At 68.3% G+C, this 18,390-nt stretch carries 16 protein-coding genes; 6 read left to right on the top strand and 10 right to left on the bottom strand.

The genetic code is table 11. The annotated features are described in order from the left end of the window. Window positions 1-35: 35 nt before the first annotated feature. Together aceF and AC6CHL_RS15535 are read right to left on the bottom strand one after the other, a co-directional pair. Window positions 36-1,439, bottom strand: coding sequence for a dihydrolipoyllysine-residue acetyltransferase (aceF, locus tag AC6CHL_RS15540; protein ID WP_498295217.1), 1,404 nt, complete (start codon window positions 1,437-1,439; stop codon window positions 36-38). A 200-nt stretch (window positions 1,440-1,639) separates the two neighbouring features. Continuing rightward, window positions 1,640-2,164 carry a DNA-deoxyinosine glycosylase gene (locus tag AC6CHL_RS15535; protein WP_498295215.1) on the bottom strand — a complete coding sequence of 175 codons (525 nt, stop codon included), beginning with the start codon at window positions 2,162-2,164 and terminating at the stop codon, window positions 1,640-1,642. A gap of 191 nt (window positions 2,165-2,355) precedes the next feature. Here AC6CHL_RS15535 and AC6CHL_RS15530 point away from each other — a divergent pair, with 191 nt between their 5' ends. The 3 genes from AC6CHL_RS15530 to glpK all read left to right on the top strand — a co-directional run bounded on the left by AC6CHL_RS15530 (window position 2,356) and on the right by glpK (window position 6,210). Beyond that, a complete protein-coding gene (locus tag AC6CHL_RS15530; RefSeq protein WP_038686081.1) occupies window positions 2,356-2,994 on the top strand; it encodes an OmpW/AlkL family protein in 639 nt (212 codons plus the stop codon). 136 nt (window positions 2,995-3,130) lie between these two features. After that, window positions 3,131-4,645 carry a glycerol-3-phosphate dehydrogenase gene (gene glpD / locus AC6CHL_RS15525; protein ID WP_498295213.1) on the top strand — a complete coding sequence of 505 codons (1,515 nt, stop codon included), beginning with the start codon at window positions 3,131-3,133 and terminating at the stop codon, window positions 4,643-4,645. A 65-nt stretch (window positions 4,646-4,710) separates the two neighbouring features. Beyond that, window positions 4,711-6,210, top strand: a complete 1,500-nt coding sequence (glpK, locus tag AC6CHL_RS15520) for a glycerol kinase GlpK (protein WP_137190443.1) — start codon at window positions 4,711-4,713, stop codon at window positions 6,208-6,210. 400 nt (window positions 6,211-6,610) lie between these two features. Here the strand turns inward: glpK and AC6CHL_RS15515 are convergent, their stop codons facing one another. Together AC6CHL_RS15515 and AC6CHL_RS15510 are read right to left on the bottom strand one after the other, a co-directional pair. After that, complete coding sequence (locus tag AC6CHL_RS15515) at window positions 6,611-7,405, bottom strand: MetQ/NlpA family ABC transporter substrate-binding protein (RefSeq protein WP_141059467.1); 795 nt, start codon at window positions 7,403-7,405, stop codon at window positions 6,611-6,613. A gap of 96 nt (window positions 7,406-7,501) precedes the next feature. Continuing rightward, complete coding sequence (locus tag AC6CHL_RS15510; RefSeq protein ID WP_038686074.1) at window positions 7,502-8,467, bottom strand: helix-turn-helix transcriptional regulator; 966 nt, start codon at window positions 8,465-8,467, stop codon at window positions 7,502-7,504. 92 nt (window positions 8,468-8,559) lie between these two features. Between AC6CHL_RS15510 and AC6CHL_RS15505 the strand changes: the two genes are divergently transcribed. Continuing rightward, complete coding sequence (locus AC6CHL_RS15505; RefSeq protein WP_447595807.1) at window positions 8,560-9,177, top strand: hypothetical protein; 618 nt, start codon at window positions 8,560-8,562, stop codon at window positions 9,175-9,177. Window positions 9,178-9,296: 119 nt separating this feature from the next. Further along, window positions 9,297-10,073, top strand: a complete 777-nt coding sequence (locus AC6CHL_RS15500; RefSeq protein ID WP_038686071.1) for a DUF481 domain-containing protein — start codon at window positions 9,297-9,299, stop codon at window positions 10,071-10,073. A 100-nt stretch (window positions 10,074-10,173) separates the two neighbouring features. Here AC6CHL_RS15500 and hemC read toward each other — a convergent pair whose 3' ends face one another. The 5 genes from hemC to mdoH form a co-directional block, all read right to left on the bottom strand. Further along, window positions 10,174-11,085, bottom strand: a complete 912-nt coding sequence (hemC, locus tag AC6CHL_RS15495; protein WP_498295210.1) for a hydroxymethylbilane synthase — start codon at window positions 11,083-11,085, stop codon at window positions 10,174-10,176. Window positions 11,086-11,175: 90 nt separating this feature from the next. Next, entirely contained in the window at window positions 11,176-11,940 is a 765-nt protein-coding gene (locus tag AC6CHL_RS15490) for a LytR/AlgR family response regulator transcription factor (RefSeq protein ID WP_185753450.1), read from the bottom strand. Continuing rightward, on the bottom strand, window positions 11,909-12,955 hold the full coding sequence (locus tag AC6CHL_RS15485) for a sensor histidine kinase (RefSeq protein ID WP_498295208.1): 1,047 nt from the start codon (window positions 12,953-12,955) through the stop codon (window positions 11,909-11,911). The genes AC6CHL_RS15490 and AC6CHL_RS15485 overlap by 32 nt, the downstream gene beginning before the upstream one ends. Window positions 12,956-12,958: 3 nt before the next feature. After that, window positions 12,959-13,624: an alpha/beta hydrolase gene (locus AC6CHL_RS15480; RefSeq protein WP_038686066.1), complete on the bottom strand. Its 666-nt coding sequence runs from the start codon at window positions 13,622-13,624 to the stop codon at window positions 12,959-12,961. A gap of 42 nt (window positions 13,625-13,666) precedes the next feature. Then, a complete protein-coding gene (gene mdoH / locus AC6CHL_RS15475) occupies window positions 13,667-15,574 on the bottom strand; it encodes a glucans biosynthesis glucosyltransferase MdoH (RefSeq protein ID WP_038686064.1) in 1,908 nt (635 codons plus the stop codon). A gap of 505 nt (window positions 15,575-16,079) precedes the next feature. Between mdoH and AC6CHL_RS15470 the strand changes: the two genes are divergently transcribed. After that, window positions 16,080-18,131: a TonB-dependent receptor domain-containing protein gene (locus tag AC6CHL_RS15470; RefSeq protein ID WP_498295206.1), complete on the top strand. Its 2,052-nt coding sequence runs from the start codon at window positions 16,080-16,082 to the stop codon at window positions 18,129-18,131. Window positions 18,132-18,174: 43 nt separating this feature from the next. Here AC6CHL_RS15470 and AC6CHL_RS15465 read toward each other — a convergent pair whose 3' ends face one another. Continuing rightward, window positions 18,175-18,360, bottom strand: a complete 186-nt coding sequence (locus tag AC6CHL_RS15465; RefSeq protein WP_498295205.1) for a hypothetical protein — start codon at window positions 18,358-18,360, stop codon at window positions 18,175-18,177. Between the last annotated feature and the right edge of the window lie 30 nt (window positions 18,361-18,390).

Raw genomic sequence — 18,390 nt, 5'->3', positions numbered from 1 at the left:
GGCGGCCCTGCCCGGCTGCAACGCCAGGCCTTGCCTCACAGCAGCACGCGCCGCATGTCGGCCAGCACCTGCGACAGGTAGGTGGTGAAGCGGGCGGCCAGCGCACCGTCGATGACGCGGTGGTCGTAGCTCAGCGACAGCGGCAGCATCAGCTTCGGGGCGAATTCCTTGCCGTTCCAGACCGGCTGGATCGACGACTTGGACACGCCCAGGATGGCCACTTCCGGCGCATTGACGATGGGGGTGAACGCGGTGCCGCCGATCCCGCCCAGCGAGCTGATCGAGAAGCAGCCACCGCTCATGTCGGCCGGGCCCAGCTTGCCGTCGCGCGCCTTCTTGGCCAGCTCGCCCGATTCCTGCGCGATCTGCACCACGCCCTTCTTGTCGACATCGCGGATCACCGGCACGACCAGGCCGCTCGGCGTATCGGCGGCGAAGCCAATGTTGAAGTACTTCTTCAGGGTCAGGTTCTCGCCGCTGGCATCCAGCGAGGCGTTGAACTCGGGGAACTTCTTCAGCGCCGCAGCACTGGCCTTGACCAGGAAGGCGAGCATGGTCAGCTTGATGCCGGCCTTCTCGTTTTCCTTGTTCAGGGCCACGCGCAGGGCCTCCAGCTCGGTGATGTCGGCCTGCTCGAACTGGGTGACGTGCGGGATCATGGCCCAGTTGCGCGCCAGGTTGGCGCCGGAGATCTTCTTGATCCGCGACAGCGGCTGGACCTCGACCTCACCGAACTTGCTGAAGTCCACCTTCGGCCACGGCAGCAGGTTCAGGCCACCACCGGCAGCCACGGTGCCGCCGCTGGCAGCGACGCCGCCGGTCAGTGCGGACTTGACGAACTTCTGCACGTCGCCCTTGGTGATGCGGCCACCCTTCTCGGTGCCGCTCAGCTGGTTCAGGTCCACGCCCAGTTCGCGGGCGAACACGCGCACCGCCGGGGAGGCATAGGGCACCTTCTGCGGCAGCACGCTGTCGGCGTTGAACTGCACCGGCGGGCTGGTCGGCGCGCCGGCCGACGGGGTCGCAGCGGCCGGGGCCGGCTGGGTCGGCTTGGCGGCGGCCTGCTCGATCTCGCGGGCGGCCAGCTTGTCCGGCTGCGCCGGGGCGGCAACCGGCTCGACCTTGGTCGCGGTCTCGGCGGCTTCGGTCTTGGCGGCGGCAGCCGGGGCAGCGGCGGCGGCCGGCGTGGCCTCGCCTTCGGCCACTTCGATCAGCGCCACGACCTTGCCCTCGGACAGGTTGTCGCCGATCTTGACCTTGATCTCCTTGACCACGCCCGCCACCGAGGACGGCACTTCCATCGTGGCCTTGTCCGATTCCAGCGTGACCAGGCCCTGGTCCTTCTTGACGGTGTCACCAACGGCGACCAGCACCTCGATTACCGGGATATCGCTGTAGTCACCGATATCGGGGACAAGTGCTTCCTTGATTTCGGCCATGGGGATAACTCCGGCAATCTGGTGTAGGGAATCGCCTATTGTAGGGCAGGAGGCGGCAGCGCCAACCGGCTGGGCGATTTTTTGCTGCCCCTGTCCCGGGACAAGCTGTTGCAGTGGCCTGCCTTGGCGGGCTTGTGCTTGGTACAGCACGAAGCAGTATTTTCCAGTCGGTACCGTATTGTCCGGCCCGGGCCATGCCCTCAGCCCTGCAACGCATCCGCCAGCGGCTGCCATGCCGCCTGCAGCCGGGGCAGCGGCCAGGCCGCATTGGCCGGGCTGGTGGACGGCAGCGACCAGACCACCGGCGCGCCATCGGTGACCGGCAGCGCCGGTGCAATGCGGGCCATGAACAGCTGGTGGGCAGTGCCGCCGTTGCAGGCGATGGCCTGCAGCCGGGGCAACCCGGCAATCAGCGTCGGCAGCGCATTGGGAACTTCACTGCCGCGCACGATCGACGCATCCAGGCTGCCACGTCGCTCGCAGCGCCCGATGACATCCCACAGGCCCACGCCGGCCGCGTTGAGTTCGGCGATGCGCGCGGGGTAGGCAAGCGTTGCCTCCACGCCGCACAACAACTGCATCAACGGCCAGAACCGATTGCGCGGATGTGCGTAGTACTGCGCGGCCTGCAGCGACGCCACACCGGGCATGGAGCCCAGTACCAGCACGCGGCACTGCGGTGATACCTGCGCGGGCAAGCCGATGCACGTGGTTGCTTCCATCACATCTCCAACAGGTGCATGAACATCTTCGCCGGCCGAATTGCCCGCGATTGCAGGGATTTTCCGCTGTTCGCTGAACGGAACAAACTAAAATTTAACGCGCGTCGGATTCGATTCATGTTGCGGGGACTACGTTTGCCTCGCCCCGGAAGCAACGGGGCCCAGAACAAAAAAATACCTGAGGAGATTCCCCCATGCGCTCCATCCGTACCCTGACCCTGGCAACCCTGACCGCACTGGCCTTTGCACCGGCCGCTTTCGCGCAGGACACCACCACCACTGACGACACCGCCTCGGGCAAGCATTTTGCCGTGGTCGGCGGCGTGTCGCTGCTGCAGCCCAAGAACGATCCCATCGACGGCGTGCGCAAGGTAGACGGTGGCCCGGCGCCGACGGTCAGCTTCAGCTACTACATCAACGACAACTGGGCCGTGGAACTGTGGGGCGCAGCCGACAAGTTCGACCACCGCGTGCGCGGCACCAACGGTGCGCGCCTGGGCACGGTTGAGCAGCAGCCGATCGCGCTGAGCGGCCAGTACCACTTCGGCCAGGCCGACAACGTGTTCCGTCCGTTCGTGGGCGTCGGTTACTACGAGTCCAACTTCAGCAATGAAGACCTGGCCAGCGACGTCGGTCACATCGGGCTGGAAACCGCCAAGGGCGCCATCGGCACCGTGGGCGTGGACATGAACATCAACAGCACCTGGTTCGCCCGTGCCGATGCCCGCTACATGCATTCGCGCCCGGAACTGACCGTCAACGGTGACAAGACCGGCGACAAGGCCAAGCTGGATCCGTGGACCGTCGGCTTCGGCATCGGTGCCCGCTTCTAAGCACCGGCCAGCCAACACGCAGTAACGCAACGGGCCCCTCGCGGGCCCGTTGTTGTTTCAGGCGCACGGCCAGGCGTTCATTCCGTCTTGCCTCGCGCGCGGCAATACTGGCCCTGACGCGAAACGGGGAGCGCGCATGGGCGATACCGGAACCGGACAGGACCTGCTCGACGTGCTGGTGGTGGGCGGCGGCATCAACGGTGCCGGCATTGCCCGCGACGCGGCCGGGCGCGGCTGGTCGGTGTGCCTGTGCGAACAGGACGACCTGGCCTCACACACCTCCAGCGCCAGTACCAAGCTGATCCACGGCGGCCTGCGCTACCTGCAGTACGGCGAGTTCGGGCTGGTACGCAAGGCACTGCGCGAGCGCAGCGTGCTGCAGCGCTTGGCCCCGCACCTGGTGGTCCCTACCCGCTTCGTGCTGCCGCATGCCGCGCACCTGCGGCCGGGCTGGATGCTGCACGCCGGGCTGTGGCTGTACGACCACCTGGGCCAGGCCGGCAGCGCGTTCCCGCGCTCGCGGCGGCTGGACCTGCACAGCGACCCGCGCGGTGCGGCGCTGCAACCGGGCTTCCGCACGGGCTTCAGCTATTCCGATGCGCGCGTGGATGATGCGCGGCTGGTTGTGCTCAACGCACTGGATGCACACGAACGCGGCGCGCAGATCCACGTGCGCACCCGCTGCGAACAGCTGATCCGCCACCGTGACCACTGGTGGGCGGTGTTGCGCCACGCCGATGGCCGCGTGCAGCGCCTGCGGACCCGCGCCGTGGTCAACGCGACCGGGCCCTGGGCCGGCAACCTGCTGGAGCGCGCTGGCATGGACGCACCGATCGGGCTGCGGCTGGTACAGGGCAGCCATATCGTGGTGCCCCGCCTGTATGCACACGACAGCGCCTACCTGCTGCAGCAACCGGACCAGCGCATCGTGTTCGTGGTGCCGTTCGAGCAGGACTTCACCCTGATCGGCACCACGGACGTGGACTACGACGGCGACCCGGCGCAGGTGCAGGCCGCCAGCAGCGAGGTGGCGTACCTGTGCGCGGCGGCCAACCGCTGGCTGCGCACGCCGGTGCAGCCGGCCGACGTGGTCTGGCAGTACAGCGGGGTGCGGCCGCTGCTGGCCGACCACCACCACGACGCGGCCAAGGTCACCCGCGATTACCGCCTGCAGCTGGATGCCAGCCAGGCCCCGCTGCTGAGCGTACTGGGCGGCAAGCTCACCACCTACCGCACCTTGGCCGAAGAGGCCGTGGACCAGCTCGGCGCGGCGCTGGGCCGTGGCGAACCGGCGTGGACCGCCGACGGCGCGCCCTTGCCCGGTGGCGACATTGGTGCTGCGCCGGTGGTGCTGGCACGCCTGCAGGAGCAGTACCCGGGCGTGCCGCCGTCGCTGCTGGCCACGCTGGCCCGACGCTACGGCAGCCGCGCCAGTGCCGTGCTCGGCGACGCGGCCAGCACGGTGCAGCTGGGCACCGGTTTCGGCGCGGACCTGTACACGCGCGAAGTGGATTACCTGATCGCGCACGAATGGGTGCGCACGCTGGATGACCTGCTGTGGCGCCGCACCAAGCTGGGCCTGCGGCTGGACGCGGCGCAACGCGACGTACTGGCCCAGTACGTCGCGCAGCGGGTGGCGGCGATGGCGTAGGCTGGGGCGCTGGCCGTGGCACGTCCCCGACCGGGCCACCCTTGATTCGTTGTACGGAGCAACGCATGGACAAGCAGTACGTGCTCGCGATCGACCAGGGCACCACCAGTTCGCGGGCGATCCTGTTCGACCGCGCCGGCCGCAGCGTCGGTAGTGCGCAGCGCGAATTCACCCAACTGTTTCCCCAGCCTGGCTGGGTGGAACATGACCCGCGCGAGATCCTCACCAGCGTCTACACCACGCTGACCGAACTGCTCAACCGCGAGCAGGTGGACCCGCGCAGCATCGCCGCGATCGGCATCACCAACCAGCGCGAAACCACGGTGGTGTGGGACAAGGCCACCGGCCAGCCGATCCACAATGCCATCGTGTGGCAATCGCGGCAGAGCCATGCGATCTGCGAGCGGCTCCAGGCCGAAGGCCATGAGCCGCTGGTGCGTGAGCGCACCGGGCTGCTGATCGATGCGTATTTCTCGGCCACCAAGATCCGCTGGATCCTGGACCACGTGGACGGCGCCCAGGCCCGCGCCGAGCGCGGCGAGCTGCTGTTCGGCACCATCGACAGCTGGCTGGTGTGGAACCTGAGCGGTGGCACCACGCACGTGACCGACTACAGCAATGCCGCGCGCACGCTGCTGTTCAACATCCATACCCTGGCGTGGGACGACCAGCTGCTGCAGGTGTTCAACATCCCGCGCGCGATGCTGCCGCCGGTGCGCAGCTCCAGCGAGGTGTATGCCACCACCCAGGCGCAGTTCTTCTTCGACCAGCAGATTCCCATCGCCGGGATCGCCGGCGACCAGCAGGCCGCGCTGTTCGGGCAGGCCTGCTTCGAGCCCGGCATGGCCAAGAACACCTACGGCACCGGCTGTTTCATGCTGATGAACACCGGCGACAAGGCGGTGGTATCGCGCAACGGCTTGTTGACCACGCTGGCCTGGGGCATCGACGGCAAGGTGGAGTACGCACTGGAGGGTTCGATCTTCGTCGCCGGTTCGGTGGTGCAGTGGCTGCGCGACGGGTTGCGCATGTTCGGCAGGTCCAGCGACTGCCAGGCCTATGCCGAACGCGTGCCTGACACCGGCGGGGTGTACCTGGTGCCGGCGTTTGTGGGGTTGGGCGCGCCGTACTGGCGCAGCGACGTGCGCGGGGCGATGTTCGGCATCACCCGCGGGACGCGTAAGGAGCACTTCATCCGTGCCGCCGTGGAGTCGATGGCCTACCAGACCCGCGACGTGCTGGCCGCGATGCAGGCCGACGCCGGGATCGAACTGAAGGAGTTGCGCGCCGATGGCGGTGCGATCGGCAACGACTTCATGGCGCAGTTCCAGAGCGACATCCTGGGCGTGCCGGTGGTGCGCCCGCAGGTGGCTGAAACCACTGCCCTGGGCGCGGCCTACCTGGCCGGGCTCGCCACGGGGTTCTGGGGCAGCCGGGACGAGATCGCCGCGCAGTGGGCGGTGGACCGGCGCTTCATGCCGCAGATGGCGGTGGACCAGCGCGAGGCGCTGTACGCCGGCTGGCAGCAGGCGGTACAGGCCACGATGGGGTTCCGGGTGGGGTGAGTTCTTGGGTCTTCGCCCGTCTGCGGGGCCAGCAGAACCGTGGGCCCTTTGCAGGCGCGGGTGTCGTTGGATCGGGCGCTGGGCCCCATGCCCTTTCCGGCGAATGTCCTCCGGCGTCGGCCTGCGGCCGCCCCTCCCCCTTTAGTTCGCCTCCAAGGGCATGGGGGCCCAGCGCCCGACCCAACGACTACAGGAAAAAGCCTTGCCTTCCGCCCATACCGCAAGCCGAGCCCCGTCGCAGCCGGTAGGCTCCTGGGCAAAATAAAGGAGGAGGCCGCCCCGCGGCCGGGGCACATTTGCACCAGGGGCCTACCGGCCGCGACGGGGCCCACATGCTCGCGACAGACCCGGAAGAACCTTTTTTGGCGGGGTGTCCGACCATGGGTCGGACCCACCTCAGTCAAAACGCCGGAAGCACCGCGCCCTTGTACTTCTCGGCGATGAAGGCCTTCACTTCCGGGCTGGTCAACGCCTTGGCCAGCTGCTGCACGCGGGCGTCGTCCTTGTTGTCCGGACGCGCCACCAGAAAGTTCACGTACGGCGAGTCCTTGCTTTCGATCGCCAGCGCGTCCTGGGTCGGGTTGAGCCCGGCATCCAGGGCGTAGTTGGTGTTGATCAGGGCCAGGTCAACCTGGTCGAGCACGCGCGGCAGCATGGCCGAGTCCAGCTCGCGGAACTTCAGCTGCTTCGGGTTGGCGATGATGTCGCGCTGGGTGGCCAGCGCGTTGGTCGGGTCCTTCAGCGTGATCAGCCCGGCCTTGTGCAGCAGGATCAGCGCGCGGCTGTTGTTGCTGGGGTCGTTGGGGATCACCACGTCGGCGCCGACCGGCACCTCGTCCAGCGACTTGAAGCGGCGCGAGTAAGCGCCGAACGGCTCGATGTGCACGCCGATGACCTTGACCAGGTTGGTCTTGCGGTCGCGGTTGTAGGCGTCCAGGTAGGGCTCGGTCTGGAAGTAGTTGACGTCCACCTGCTTCTGCACCAGCTGGTCGTTGGGCTGCACGTAGTCGTTGAACACGCGCACGTCCAGTTCCAGGCCTTCCTTCTGCAGGATCGGCTTGACCACCGCCAGGATCTCGGCGTGCGGCACGGCCGTGGCGGCCACCACCAGCTTCTTCGAATCGGGGTTGGATTTACCGCAGGCGGCCAGGGCCAGCGAGGCGGCGAGCAGCGGGAGCAGCAGGTACTTCTTCATGGGGGGTATCCGGGGGCAGCGATAGCGCCCAACCTTACCGCACACCCCGGCCCTGCGGTATCGGGGGCATATGACCGCCGGGCATGAGACCGGCGCTCACTCGTAGTTGCTGAGGGCCAGCGCCAGCAGTGCCTTGGCCTGTTCGCGCAGCATCACCGGTTCGATGATCTCCGCGTCCGAGCCGTAGTGCAGCACGTCCATCAGCAGTTCGCGCGACACGCTGTAGGGCACCTTCAACTCGTAGCGGCCGTCGGCCAGGAAGCGCCCCTGCTGCTTGGAATGCCAATGTTCGTCGGCCACCCAGCGCGCGGCCTTGGCACTGAAGACGATGGTGGCCCAGCCCTTGGGCGGCCCGGAGAAGATGCCGTAGCTGGCGCCCAGCTGTTCGTCCAGCTCGGTGTCATCCACGTCGCGGGCCACGGTGTCGACCACCCGGGCCTTGTAGATGCGGTCCACCGCGAAACTGCGCAGACCCTCGCGGCCGTGGTCCCAGGCATCCAGGTACCAGTTGTCGCGGTAGTGGGTCATGCGCTGCGGCGACACGGTACGCTTGGTGGCCTCGTCGGTGGAACGGGCGCGGTACTCGAACGCCAGCTGCTTGCGCTCCAGCACGGCCGAGGCCACGGCGCGGAAGCTGGCCTCGTCGAATTTGCGGCCGCGGTGCGGAATGACCCGGACCCGGTCCACCGGCCAGGTGGACACGCCGGCCTGGGCGGCCAGCAGGCCTTCAATGCGCTGCTGCAGCGGTGCCAGCACCGAGGACAGCACGCCGCCGCCGGTGCGCGCCAACAGGTGCTGGGAGGCCAGCAGCGCGTGCAGTTCTTCGGAACTGAGCCACAGGCCGGGCAGCTCGAAGCGGTCGCTTTCGTCGTCCTGGTAGCGGAAGCCTGCCTCGCCGTCGCCCTCCACCGGTGCCATCAGCGCATCGCGCAGGAAGGCCAGGTCGCGGTAGACGGTGGCGCGGGAACACTCCAGTTTTTCCTGCAGGGTGGCCACCGTCACCGGGTAACGGGCGGACTTGAGCAGGCGATGCAGGGCGTTGATGCGTTCGTATCGGTCCATGACCCGATTATGTCCGAGTCGCCGTCGTTGTGGCGGCTTCGGCATCATCTTCGGCTATCGTGGAGCCCCCGAAAACCCCGTTGCCGCCTGTCATGCGCCTGTTACCTGCCCTTGCCGTGCTGTCCCTGCTGCTGTCCGGTTGCGCGCGTGCGCCCGATCCGGCCGCCACTGCGCCGGCCCCGGCGCAGGGCAGCGTGCCGGCCGCGGTGGATCCGGTGCAGGCGGTGCTGGGTGCCAGCCAGCGCTTCGGCCAGCTGCGCAGCTTCCACGCCAGCCTGCGCATGCAAGGGCCGCGTACGGTTGAGGCGACGATGGACTTCGTTGCCCCCGACCGCTACCGGCTGGTCACCGATGACGGTCCGCAGCTGATCATCGGCGACACCTTCTTCCTGCAGCGCGCCGGCGAGGTACGCCAGGTGCCGGTGCCGCCCGGCCTGCTGGCGCAGTGGCGCAACCCGTTGCCGCCGGACCTGGCCCCGGCCCAGCTGCAGGTGGAAGACCTGGGCAGCGACGCCATCGGCGGGCAACCGGCCCACAAATACCGGGTACGCCATGCCAGCGCCGCGCCGGACGGCATGCTGTATTGGATCAATGCACAGGGTCTGCCGGTGCAGATCGAGCGCCAGGGCCAGACCAAGGGCGAGACGTTCCGGATCACGCTGCGCTTCTCGCGTTTCGACGACCCGGCGCTGCGCATCGATCTTCCCTGAACAGGGCATTCGACCGAACCCCGCCTAAAGCGGCGGCAGATGGCGGGAATGTCGCGCCGGATGCATCAAGTATCATCCCCCGTTGCCCGTCCCCCCCTGGTTGATCCGGAGAACCGTTGATGTCCCTGCGCGTCTCGTTGCTTGTTCCCCTGCTGTTGTGCGCCCCGGCGGCGTTTGCCCAGGACACCACCGATCTGGCGGCGATGACCTCGCCATGGAGCGGCAGCGGCGGTGAGCTCGGCTTCGCCTCGGCCCGCGGCAACAGCAACACCGAAAGCGCCAACGGCCGCCTGCGCCTGCGCTACACCGACGACGACTGGGTGCACAGCATGGACCTGTTCGGGCTGCGCTCGCGCTCGGAATATGTCGAGACCGCCGATGACGGCACGGTCACCAAGCGCCGCAACACCACCGCCAACCGCTACACCGGCAGCGCCGGCAGCGCGTTGCAGCTGGGCGAGCACCGCCAGCTGACGGCCACGGTGCGTTACGAACGCGACGACTTCGCCACCTACGACCGCCAGAGCTCGTTCGGTCTGGGTTACGGCACCCGGCTGGTGGAAGGCGACCGCTTCTACATGGACGCGCAGATCGGCCCCGGTGTGCGCCGCACGCACAACACCGAAGACGATGAAACCCGCACCGGCCTGATCGGCCGTGGCCTGTTCGACGTGAAGTACTCGCTGACCCCCAACACCGACCTGGTCAACACGCTGCTGGTGGAATCGGGTTCGTACAACACCTTCGGCCAGAACGATTTCGGCGTGTCGGTGAGCATGAACGAACACCTGGCGCTGAAGGCCGGCTGGCAGGCGCGTTACAACAGCGACGTGGCCGAAGACAAGCGCAAGACCGACACCCTGACCACCATGAACGTGGTCTACAAATTCAAATGATGTCCCCGATCGGCTCTACCCCCCGGTAGAGCCGACCGTTGGTCGGCTGCCCTCAACCCGGCTGCCCCTCAACCCGGCGGGCGGCAACCCGACACCTCGGCTACACCCCCAACAACTCCCCCGCTCCACCGGCCAGCAACCCTGCCGCCACCTGCCTGCCCAGCGCATCCGGGTCACGGCCCGGGCCACGCGCCTCGGCACGCACCAGACGGCCATCGGCCACGCCGCCCACCAGGCCCTGCAGGAACAGCTGCTCGCCTTCCCACTGCGCGAACCCGGCCACCGGCACGTGGCAGCTGCCATGCAGCGCACGGTTCATGGCGCGCTCGGCTTCCACACAGGCGCGGGTGCGCGCATCGTCGAGTGCGGCGAACAACGCCATCACCCGTGCATCCTCGCCATTGCATTCCACCGTCACCGCGCCCTGCGCCGGGGCCGGCAACCACGCCGGTGCGTTCAACCGGGCCACGATGCGCCCGCCCAGCCCCAGCCGCTCCAGCCCGGCCACCGCCAGCACGATCGCGTCGTAACCGCCGTTGTCCAGCTTGGCCAGGCGCGTGTTGACGTTGCCCCGCAGGTCCAGCAGTTCCAGGTCCGGGCGCAGCGCGCGCAACTGGGCCTGGCGGCGCAGCGACGAGGTGCCCACGCGCGCGCCGATCGGCAGCGCGTCCACCGAGGCATACAGGTTGGAGATGAAGCCGTCGGCCGGATCGTGGCGGGTCAGCATGGCCGGCAGCGCGAACGGTGCGTCCAGCTCCATCGGCACGTCCTTGAGCGAGTGCACCGCGCAATCGGCCTCGCCGCGCAGCATCGCCAGCTCCAGTTCCTTCAGGAACAGGCCCTTGCCGCCAATCGCGGCCAGCGAACGGTCCAGTACTTCATCGCCACGGGTGCTCATCGGCACCAGCACCACGTCCAGCCCGGGGTGTACCTGGCGCAGGCGGTCGGCAACGTGTTCGCTCTGCCACAGGGCAAGCGGGCTCTTTCGGGTGGCGATGCGCAGGGTTGTCATGCCGCCCATTATCCGCGCAGCAGCGCGTATCGGCCAACGCCGGCATGCTTCGCTGCGCGGACAAACGGCGTATCGACCAACGGTCGATACCTACAGGAGGTCCTGCTTGATGCTGGCCACGCAGCGCCGGCTGACCTCCAGCGGGGCTTTGCCATGGCGCAGCACGGCCTGGACCTGGCCTGCGCCATTTCGTCGCAGCTCGATCAGCTCGTGGCGGGCGACCAGGCAGTTGCGGTGGATGCGCACGAAACGGCCGACAAATTCCTCTTCCAGCGACTTCAGCGATTCCTCGAGAAGGTCCTCGCCGCGCGCGTGGTGCACCACCACGTACTTTTCCTCGGCCTGCAGGTAGTGGATGTCCTCGATCGGAATCAGCCGCAGGCTGCCGCGCAGGCGCGCGCACAACACGGTGCGGGCCTGCTGGCTGGGTGTACCGGGATGCCCGCTGCGCCCGGCCAGGAAGGTGCGCGCACGCTCCAGCGCGGCGGCCAGCCGTTCGGGGCGCACCGGTTTCATCAGGTAGTCGATCGCGGCGGCCTCGAAGGCCGACAGCGCGTGGGCGTCGTAGGCGGTGCAGAACACCACCGCCGGGCGCGGGTCGAAGGTGGCCAGGTGCCGGGCCGCTTCCAGGCCATCCAGGCCGGGCATGGCGATGTCCAGCAGCACCAGGTCCGGCTGCAGCGCGGCGCACGCATGCAGCGCCTGTTCGCCGTTCTCGGCCTCGGCCACCACCTCTACGCCGGCCTGTTCGGCCAGCAGGCTGCGCAGGCGCTCGCGGGCCAGCGGCTCATCGTCGGCAATGACCACCTTCAAGGCTGATTCCTCACGGCACCGGGACGGTGATGTCGCACGCATAGTAGCCGTCGCTCCATGCTCCCGTCATCCGCGCGGCCGGGCCGAAGCGCCACGCCAGCCGGTGGGCGATGCTGCGCTGGGCGTGGCCGGCGCCCTGGGTGAGCGGCAGCGCGCGTGCCTGCGGGTCCGGCGCGGGGTTGTGCACGCGGATATGCAGCTGGCCGTCCACGCACGACAACGCGATGACGATGGTGCCGCCCCCGGGCAGCCGCGAAATGCCGTGCAGCACGGCGTTTTCCACCAGCGGCTGCAGCACCAGCGGCGGCATCGGCAGCGACCACGGCAACGGTTCGTCGCGCTGCCACCGCACCTGCAGGCGTTCACCCAGGCGCAGCGATTCGATCGACAGGTAACGCTCGGCCAGTTCGCACTCGGCCTGCAGGGTGGAGTCGCCCTCGCCCGCGCCCAGCGCCGCGCGGAACAGGTCGGACAGGTCCAGCACCGCGCGCTCGGCCACCACCGGGTCGCGCCGCACCAGGCTGGCGATCAGGTTCATGCTGTTGAACAGGAAATGCGGGCGGATCCGCGCCTGCAGCGCGTCGGCCTGGGCACGCGCGTTGGCCACCACCTGCGCGGCCCAGCGATCGCTGACGTAGAAGTAGCGCAGCGCCAGCGCCACGATCAGGGCGGTCATGGTGGCGCTGCCCAGGGTGAAGCGCCAGAACCCGATGTGCCGGGCGAAGCCCTCGGCATCGAGCACGCCGTACAGGCCGTGCACGACGCCGGCGCAGGCGGCGGCGATCAGCACGGTCATGGCCACCGCCAGCGCCGTGCCGGCCGCTTCGGGCAACCGCGACAACGCGGTGCGCGCCGCGCACAGGCACACCGTCACCGCCAGCGACAGCCACAGCGCAAAGCCGCTGGCCGTCAGGAAATCAGACACGCTCCAGTGGCGGCTGCCATCCGGCGCCAACGCCACCACCACCACCACCAGCTCGGCCAGGCCCAGCATCGCCGCCAGCCGTGGCAACCGGCACAGCTCGGGCAACCACGGCTGCTGGCGCGGGTCGTTCATGGCTCAGGCGGCCCGGAACCGTGCGTCCAGCCAGTCGCCCAGCGCCTCCAGCTCTTCGGCGCAGACCTGGTGGGCCATCGGGTAGGAATGCCACTCCAGCGGGAAGCCGAGGTCCTTCAAGGTCTGCGCGGTGTGCGCGGCGATCGCCTGCGGAATCACCGGGTCCTGCACGCCGTGGGCCATGAACACCGGCGGCCGGATGCCGTCGGGGGCACGCTGGGCGGCGGCGGTTTCCGGGTCGGGCAGGTAGGTGGACAGCGCGATCAGGCCGCCGATCGGGCGGCTGCGGCGCAGTACCGCGCTCAGGATCACCGCCCCACCCTGCGAGAACCCGGCCAGCAGGATGCGTTCGGCCGGAATGCCGGCGGCTACCTGCTGGTCGATCAGGGTGTCCAGCGCCTGCACCGAGGCCGCCACGCCGGCCGCGTCGGCGCGCGAGCGGAAATCCATGCTGACGATGTCGTACCAGGCGCGCATCGGCACGCCGTTGTTGATCGTGATCGGCTGGACCGGCGCATGCGGAAAGACGAAGCGGATGGCCGGCCAGTGCGGGCGCAGCAGCTCGGGCACGATGGGGGCGAAGTCGTTGCCGTCGGCGCCCAGGCCGTGCAGCCACAGCACCGCCCATTGCGGGTCGGTGCCGGTTTCGTTGATGACGCTGTCCAGCATGGTGCGGCTCCAATACGTTCGAACCGCATTATGCCGCGCCGCTCAGCCCAGCGCGGTGTGCTCCGCTGCGGCCTTGCGCAGTTCGGCGGCGCGCACCAGCACCTTGGGCGGTGCGGTTTCCTCGGGAATCTCCATCAGCCGCAACCGATGCATGACCGTGCCGGCACTGCGCGAGGAGGTCAGCGCCACCACCGGAATGGCCAGCACCATGCCCACCACCACCGGGGCCATCCACGCCGCCAGTGACGGCGACACGGCATAGGCCAGGGTGCCCATGAACAGCCCGAACACGCTCAGCCCGCCATAGCCGCGGATGAGCGCCGGCCAGGAGATGCCGCCGTCGTCGCGCTGCTGCGCATCCCAGCCCGAATCCTTGCCGGCCAGCACCTCGGCAACGCCGCGCGACTGCACGTACATCACCACCGGTGCCATCAGCGCGGCCAGGACGGTTTCCAGCAGCATCGACAGCAACGCGCGGATGCCGCCGCCGCAGCCACGGCGATCCACCCGGTCCAGCAGCATGGCGATGTAGCCCAGCACCTTGGGGGTGAGCAGCACCACCATGGTGATGGCGAACATGCGGATCACCTTCTCTTCGTCCTGGTGGCGCCAGTACACGCCCGGCGACAGGTGCAGCATTTCGTTGAAATCGATGCCCCCCTGGAACAGCGGGATGGCAATACCGACCAGCATCAACATGCCCCACATCGGCGCGGTGAAGTAGTGGCCGATGCCGATCATCATGTGCATGCGGCTCACCCAGTGCAGGCCCTTGGAGCCCACCACCTTGGCGTGCTGCAGGTTGCCCTGGCACCAGCGCCGGTCACGGACCAGCATGTCGGTGAGGGTGGGCGGGCCTTCTTCGTAGCTGCCCTTGAGGTAGGGCACCATGTGCGTGGCCCAGCCGCCGCGACGCATCAGCGCCGCTTCGACGAAATCATGGCTGAGCACGTGGCCGCCGAACGGCTCGCGGCCCGGCAACGCGGGCAGCCCGGCGTTCTCGGCGAAGGCCTGGGTACGGATGATGGCGTTGTGGCCCCAGTAGTTGCTTTCCGCGCCATGCCACCAGGCCACGCCACGGCCGATCACCGGCCCGTACACACGCCCGCCGAACTGCTGCATGCGCGCAAACAGCGTGCGCCCGCCGATCACCGCCGGCAGGGTCTGGATCAGGCCGACGTCGGGGTTGTGTTCCATGCCGGCCACCAGGCGCACGATGGTGTCGCCGGTCATCAGGCTGTCGGCGTCCAGGATCAGCATCTGCGGGTAGCCACCGCCGAAGCGGCGTACCCAGTCGGCGATGTTGCCGGCCTTGCGGCCACTGTTGTCGCCGCGGCGCCGGTAGAACAGGCGGTCGTGTCCGCCCACGGCATCGCACAGCGCGGCGAACGCCTGCTCCTCGGCCAGGCCGATGTCCTCGCGGCGGGTGTCGCTGAGCACGAAGAAATCGAACTGCGCCAGCTGCCCGGTGTCGGCCACCGATTCGTAGATGGCCTGCAGCCCGGCCAGCAGCCGGCGCGGGTCTTCGTTATAGGTCGGCATCAGCAGCGCGGTGCGGGTGTGGACCACCGGCAACGGCTGGTCCGGGTCGATGCCGAGCTTGTAGCCCCGGTCGAACACCGCGGTGAGGAAGCCGGCCACCGCGCCGGAGAACGACAGCGCGATCCACGCGAACAGGGCCACGAACAGCACCAGCAGGCAGGCCTCGAGCACGCTGATGCCATTCATGGCCAGCACCTTCCACATCATCACGGTCGCGGCGATGGTCATCGCCGCCGTGCCGCCCAGGATGTAGAGGCGCCGCAACGCCATCAGCCGCGGCGCAGTGCGTTGCCGCGGCACCTGCAGCCGGCCGTCCCGGAAGGACTGCTCGGGCATCGACATCGGCACTTCGGCCGGCAGGATCGCCTGCCCGGCATCGGCCACGTGCATGACGGACTGCACACTCATCGGTGGCGCCCCTGCGTGGGTGATGACGGGCCGGGCGTGCCCGGTGCGGAGAGGGTCATCCAGATCCCGTCACGCCCAGCGGCGTGCTTGCGTCCTGCCTGCGCGGGGCCGTGGCCGGCACGCAGCTGATGTCTGTCACTACCGGAACCCACAAACTCTCCACCGTACCGAGACGAAAAATGCGGCTCAGCATAGGGGGGCAAATGTAAGCCGGGCGCGAAAGTTCCTTTCGTGATTTCTCCCCATTCAGCCTGAGCGGGCCGTGACATCCAGATGCCCGCTGCGACAGAACGCCGCAGGCCTTGTGGCACAGGCCTCTCCCCATTCATTTTGTAAACGGTTATCATTACGTTAACCAGGCAGGCATGCGTTACCGCACTACCCACCCAGACGCGTCGGCCCCCCGCCGTGCGCAGTCCCTCCGGTCGGGTTGCCTGCTTCGTCGTGCTGTCTTCGCGAGTCGCTTCCCGGTCGGGTACTCCTTACCCCTCCATGGAAGACCCTCATGTCTGCTCCCCGTCCCTCCCCCCTGCACCGCCGCCCTGCGTGCCTGGTCCGCGCACCGTTGGCGATGGCCGTGTGCCTGCTGCTGGCCACCCCTGTCGTTGCGCTGGCCGACGCCGCCGGCGAGCCCGCCGCCAAAAACCTGGACACCGTAGTGGTCACCGCCTCGGGCAACCAGCAATGGATCAAGGATGCCCCGGCCAGCATCAGCGTGATCTCGCGCGAGGATATCGAGCGCCAGCCCGTGCATGACCTGGGCACTCTGCTCAGCCGCATTCCCGGTGTGACCGGCGGGCTCAGCGCCGCCGGTGAGCAGTCCAAGATCAAGCTGCGCGGCATGCCCTCCAATTACACGCTGATCCTGGTGGACGGCAAGCGCGTGGGCAGCTCGGCCTCCACCAACTATCGCCCGGACCTGGGTCGCCAGGACCTCAACTGGATCTCGCCGGACCAGATCGAACGCATCGAAGTGGTGCGTGGCCCGATGTCCTCGCTGTACGGTTCGGATGCGATGGGCGGGGTGATCAACATCATCACCCGCCGCATCGGCGACATCTGGGGCGGCAGCGCCACCCACAGCTACACCTCGCCGCAGGACGGCAAGCGCGGCGATACCCAGCAGATCGGCACCAACTTCTCCGGCCCGCTCACCGAGAACATCGGCATGCGCGTGGGCGCCAGCTACACCAACCGCGACTCCGACCGCAGCAATGGCGGCGTGTACGGCAACGCCTATGGCGGCGAGAAGGACCGCAACTTCGATGCCCTGCTGGACTGGACGCTGAGCGACGCGCAGAGCCTGCAGTTCGAAGCCGGCTACGGCGTGCAGCAGGCCTTTGCCAGCACCTCGCTGGAAGACGAGGGCGACGGCGCCTGGGGCGCCAGCGAGCTCAAGCGCACCAGCCTGTCGTTGAGCCACACCGGCAACTGGTCCTTCGGCACCTCCAAGGTCACCGGCTACTGGACCGAGTTCAAGAACGACATCGGCCCGACCGGCCGCTCCGAAGCCAAGGACATGATCCTGGAAGGCAGCCTGAGCACGCCGTTCACCCTGTGGGTGGACCACCAGCTGAGCGTGGGCGGCCAGTGGAAGCGCCAGGAGCTGACCAACACCGACACCATCGGCCAGGCCCCGGTGGACTACGCCGGCAACCCGGTGAATGGCGCATCGCTGGAAGTGGACACCTGGGCGGTGTTCGTCGAAGACGAGCTGAAGCTGCACGAAAAGCTGGCCCTGACCCTGGGCGCCCGCCTGGATCACCACGAACAGTTCGGCAGCCACGTCAGCCCGCGTGCGTACCTGGTCTACCACCCGGCGGAAAGCTGGACGCTGCGCGGCGGCATCTCCAAGGGCTTCCGTGCGCCCAGCCTGACCGAGAACGCGGCGTCGGCGGCCACCCAGTCCGGCGGCCGCGGCTGCGGTTCGCTGCGTCCGCTGGGCTATGTCACCGGCGGCTGCTACATGGCCGGCAACCCGAACCTGGACCCGGAAACCAGCACCAACCGCGAGATCGGTTTCAACTTCGACAACGGCACCGTCGATACCGGGCTGACCTACTTCCATACCGACTTCAAGAACAAGATCGAGTACGAACCCCTCGGCTTCTTCAACGGGTACTGGTGGACGCGCATGGACAACGTCGAGCGCGCCCGCACCAGCGGCATGGAAGGCAACTTCAACCTCACCCTGGGCGACCACTGGCGCTGGCGCACCGCGGCCACCTGGATGAAGGAAGCCAAGAACCTCACCACCGGCGAGAACCTGATCGACACGCCGGAGTTCTCCGGCTATTCCTCGGTGGACTGGACCCCGGTGGATGCGTTCTCGGCCACGGTGTCGGCGCAGTACACCGGCAAGCAGGCCGGCATCACCAGCACCTTCATCAAGGCCTACACGCTGTATGACCTGACCGCGGCGTGGCACGTCAACAGCACGCTGACCGTGCGCGGCGGGGTGAGCAACCTGGCCGACAAGAAGCTGTACGCCGAAGGCGCCACCGACTACTTCGTGGCCGGCCGCAGCTACTTCCTGAGCATGACCGCGCGCTTCTGAGGCGTGCGTGGCAGCGCGCGGGGATTCCCCGCGCGCGCGCCGATCAGGCGCTCAGGGGTGCGCTGGCCGCCGCGATGTCGGCCACCACCGGCGGGCGCGCCAACGCACGTGACGCGGACTGCGAGAACTGCAGGTGCGCCAGCTGGTGCTGGGCCTGGGTGGCGATAGGGCAAGGCGCGATGCACGGACCCGCTTCAGCGCGTTCGGGCAGGGTGACAACACTCGACATGGTCTGGTTTTCTCGATGCATTCCAATACG

Source organism: Stenotrophomonas sp. GQ19, assembly GCF_059758695.1.
Note: the sequence above shows the minus strand (reverse complement) of the source record. Positions and strands in the feature narration are given on the sequence as shown.

Excerpts from the sequence above, each read along its gene's own strand:
- AC6CHL_RS15465 (WP_498295205.1), bottom strand. The coding sequence starts at position 18,360 with ATGTCGAGTGTTGTCACCCTGCCCGAACGCGCTGAAGCGGGTCCGTGC.
- AC6CHL_RS15480 (WP_038686066.1), bottom strand. The coding sequence starts at position 13,624 with ATGCTGGACAGCGTCATCAACGAAACCGGCACCGACCCGCAATGGGCG.
- AC6CHL_RS15500 (WP_038686071.1), top strand. The coding sequence starts at position 9,297 with ATGTCCCTGCGCGTCTCGTTGCTTGTTCCCCTGCTGTTGTGCGCCCCG.
- AC6CHL_RS15505 (WP_447595807.1), top strand. The coding sequence starts at position 8,560 with ATGCGCCTGTTACCTGCCCTTGCCGTGCTGTCCCTGCTGCTGTCCGGT.
- AC6CHL_RS15485 (WP_498295208.1), bottom strand. The coding sequence starts at position 12,955 with ATGAACGACCCGCGCCAGCAGCCGTGGTTGCCCGAGCTGTGCCGGTTG.
- AC6CHL_RS15530 (WP_038686081.1), top strand. The coding sequence starts at position 2,356 with ATGCGCTCCATCCGTACCCTGACCCTGGCAACCCTGACCGCACTGGCC.
- hemC (WP_498295210.1), bottom strand. The coding sequence starts at position 11,085 with ATGACAACCCTGCGCATCGCCACCCGAAAGAGCCCGCTTGCCCTGTGG.
- AC6CHL_RS15470 (WP_498295206.1), top strand. The coding sequence starts at position 16,080 with ATGTCTGCTCCCCGTCCCTCCCCCCTGCACCGCCGCCCTGCGTGCCTG.
- AC6CHL_RS15510 (WP_038686074.1), bottom strand. The coding sequence starts at position 8,467 with ATGGACCGATACGAACGCATCAACGCCCTGCATCGCCTGCTCAAGTCC.
- glpK (WP_137190443.1), top strand. The coding sequence starts at position 4,711 with ATGGACAAGCAGTACGTGCTCGCGATCGACCAGGGCACCACCAGTTCG.
- mdoH (WP_038686064.1), bottom strand. The coding sequence starts at position 15,574 with ATGAGTGTGCAGTCCGTCATGCACGTGGCCGATGCCGGGCAGGCGATC.
- AC6CHL_RS15490 (WP_185753450.1), bottom strand. The coding sequence starts at position 11,940 with ATGCGTGCGACATCACCGTCCCGGTGCCGTGAGGAATCAGCCTTGAAG.
- AC6CHL_RS15515 (WP_141059467.1), bottom strand. The coding sequence starts at position 7,405 with ATGAAGAAGTACCTGCTGCTCCCGCTGCTCGCCGCCTCGCTGGCCCTG.
- aceF (WP_498295217.1), bottom strand. The coding sequence starts at position 1,439 with ATGGCCGAAATCAAGGAAGCACTTGTCCCCGATATCGGTGACTACAGC.
- glpD (WP_498295213.1), top strand. The coding sequence starts at position 3,131 with ATGGGCGATACCGGAACCGGACAGGACCTGCTCGACGTGCTGGTGGTG.